Genomic DNA, 2,580 nt, shown 5'->3' on the forward strand with positions numbered 1-2,580 from the left:
CAGTGTTGAATCAGCGACGTACCAGTTTGTCAAAACCTGCTCAGAGACATCGCGCCGCCATACCCCTGAGCAACTACGCGCGAAGTTCTGCCAGCACAGATGCGGTGGATAGCAGACTTCAATCCGATGGTAGCGCTGGTTTCGATCTATCAACAGGCTCTGTTGTACGATCGCAGTCCCGATCTGGTCTCGCTAGCCGGTCCGGCCGTCCTCTCGATTGGGCTGTTCGTGATATCCTTCCTGCTATTCAGGCGAGCTAGTCACGAGCTGATCGACGCACTATGAGCCGAACAGCCCTAAACGTCGACCGCGTCGGCAAATGCTATGTCGACTACGGGTCCAGCCTTAAGCGCTTCGCGAGCTGGTTCGGCTTCGAGACTGCGCGCAAGCGCGAGTACTGGGCGGTACGCGATGTGTCGTTCAGTCTGCCCGCGGGCGAGACAATCGCGATTATCGGGGCTAACGGCGCCGGGAAGAGTACACTTCTTAGGCTTGTGACCGGGACGACACGGCCCACAACCGGAACCATTTCTGTCGGTGGACGCGTAAGTGCTATCCTTGAGCTCGGCCTCGGCTTCAATCCGGAGTTTTCCGGACGGCAGAATGTATACCAGGCTGGCGGGCTAATGGGCCTGTCGCCGGGGGAGTTGACGACTTTAATGCCCAAGATCGAAGATTTCGCCGAACTTAAAGACTTCTTTGATCTACCGCTGAGAGTGTACTCGTCCGGGATGCAGGCACGCTTAGCTTTCTCTATCGCGTCTGCAGTACGGCCTGACTTGCTCATCGTTGACGAGGTTCTGTCTGTCGGCGACAGTTATTTCCAGCATAAGAGCTTCGACCGCATCCGCCAGTTCAAGGCGAAAGGCACTTCGATTGTGTTAGTCACTCACAGTACAGGCGACGTGCGTGCGCTGTGCGACCGTGCGATCCTGCTTGACAAAGGCGGGGTGGTGAAAGACGGCCTTCCGGACGAGGTCGTGGATTTTTACAATGCAATGATAGCCCAGAAGGAGAATGAGAAGCTCACGATTGAGCAGCGGCGCGACAAGTACGGTTGGTTGATGACCAAATCGGGCGACGAAAAGGCGACGCTCAAGGAAATGAGCCTTGCTGATGCGTCGACCGGAAGGCCGGTCAGTACAGCCATTATCGGGCAGGTGCTCGACATTCTCTGCACTATTGAAATCAATGCGCCAATCGATCGCCTCGTTATCGGGCATTTGCTTCGTGACCGAACCGGACATGTCGTCTGGGGGACGAATACCTGGTACACGAAGCAAGTTCTTACCGACCTACTTCCTGGGCAAGTAGTCAAGTCGCGGTTTCGTATCCCGTGCAATCTCGGGCCTGGATCATACTCCATCACCTACAATTTGGTAAGCTCTTACACAAAGATGGAAAACAATTACGAAAGCCATGATAATTATTTCGTATTTGATGTGGTGAATGTGAACCTTCCGACATTTGCGGGCACTTCATGGCTGGACGCCAAGATCGATATCGAGGTCAGCTGAATGGACGCATTGTATTTTAATCATATCCCCAAAACGGCAGGAACAACCGTAACTGAATGGCTGGCCTCTCACTCCGAAATGAGACGCGCGCCAGCCGGCCTTTGGAGCGAGCTGCTCAAGTTGCCGGTCGACTCTCTGAAGACGTACTCCCTGTTTTCTGGACACTTTTATCGCCCGTTCCATGGGTACTATGGTGGCGAGATGAAAACGGTTGTGTTTCTCCGTAACCCGATTGATCGCTCTATATCGCATTTTCAACACGTGCTGCGCTCCCCCCCGCACTACCATTACGAGCGAGTGCAGCGTCATCGATCGTTTCTTGAGTTTATCAACGATCCGGTGACGCGGCCGATGATCGAGAACTTTCAGGTGCGCTCGATCGTCAACGATAGCGATCCCGTCCGCTTGGCCGCCGACTTAGCCCCTCAAGAAGGTCGGAGATTTGCGTTGGAGCAGACGATTGAATCCCTTAGCCTGCAATACTCAGAGTCGACGGCTGTGCAACTTGCGAAAGACTACCTCATGCGATGTGCGGTCGTGGGCATCACCGAGCTTATGGGCCATTCGGTCGCTTTGATCGCTAAGAAGATGGGATGGCCACCCGTGACAAGCCTTCCTTATTCCAACGTCAATTCGGAGCCGACACTGAGCGCGTTGACGCTGTCTGTCCAGGAACTTGAGGCGGTGTGCGGCGCAACCCGATTAGACTTTGCATTGTACGAGTACGGACGTTCTCTTTTGATGAACGAACTAGCACTTTCGATGCAGACAATAGAGCCGGCGTTGAGCCCGTGAGAGAGAAACCCGTTCCGACACCCTCATGAGGCGTGTTGACTGCCATACCCAGGACTCTTTGTGGCAGCCTTTATGATATTTTGCGAATTTCAAGCAGACCTCCAATTAACGCGTCGATTATCGGCACACTCCCCTCTAGGGTCCGTACTCAATTGGCTTGCGGTGCGGAGCGTTGACTGATTCAAGGGCTTCGGGGGGTACGGAGCCCTTGATGAGCAAGCAGCTTTACTGGCTGAGCGATTCCGAGTGGGCTCGGATCGAGCCCTAC

Annotated in this window: 2 protein-coding genes; both read left to right on the top strand. The window is 54.4% G+C overall.

Annotation, left to right across the window (positions count from 1 at the left end; all coding sequences use genetic code 11):
• The first annotated feature begins 281 nt into the window (after window positions 1-281).
• The gene (locus tag CH341_RS30510; protein WP_111423293.1) at window positions 282-1,517 is read left to right on the top strand and encodes an ABC transporter ATP-binding protein; all 1,236 of its coding nucleotides are present in this window, start codon (window positions 282-284) and stop codon (window positions 1,515-1,517) included.
• Window positions 1,518-2,312: a sulfotransferase family 2 domain-containing protein gene (locus tag CH341_RS30515; protein ID WP_111423295.1), complete on the top strand. Its 795-nt coding sequence runs from the start codon at window positions 1,518-1,520 to the stop codon at window positions 2,310-2,312.
• Window positions 2,313-2,580: the final 268 nt, after the last annotated feature.

This window comes from Rhodoplanes roseus (assembly GCF_003258865.1).
Taxonomy (GTDB): Bacteria; Pseudomonadota; Alphaproteobacteria; order Rhizobiales; family Xanthobacteraceae; genus Rhodoplanes; species Rhodoplanes roseus.